General features: G+C 69.7%; 1 pseudogene. It reads left to right on the top strand.

What is annotated here, in order from left to right:
- Positions 1-419: pseudogene (locus tag G3I78_RS49195) on the top strand (MFS transporter); the annotation flags it as partial.

Consider the following 419-nt stretch of genomic DNA (forward strand, 5'->3'; position numbering starts at 1 on the left):
CCTCGCGACGAACAAGCGCTCGTTCGACGTCCTCGGCGTCGTGCTCTCGGTCGTCGGGCTGTTCGCCGTCGTCTTCGGGCTCCAGGAGGGCGAGACGTACGACTGGGGCACCATCGCCGGGCCGATCACGGTCTGGGGCGTCATCGGCGCCGGGCTGCTCGTGCTCGTGGGCTTCGTCCTGTGGCAGCGCGACCTCGGCGACGGCGCGCTCCTGCCCCTGCGGCTCTTCCACTCCCGCAACTTCTCGCTCGCGAACGTCGCGGGCATGTCCGTCTCGTTCGCGATGATCGGGATCTTCTTCCCCCTGACGATCTACCTGCAGTCGATCCTTGCGCTGTCGTCGCTGCACGCCGCCCTCGTGAACCTGCCGGGGTCGCTCGTGTCGGGGATCGTGGCGCCGCTCGCGGGTCGCCTGTCCG

The organism is Streptomyces sp. SID13726, from assembly GCF_010548375.1.
Lineage (GTDB): Bacteria > Actinomycetota > Actinomycetes > Streptomycetales > Streptomycetaceae > Streptomyces.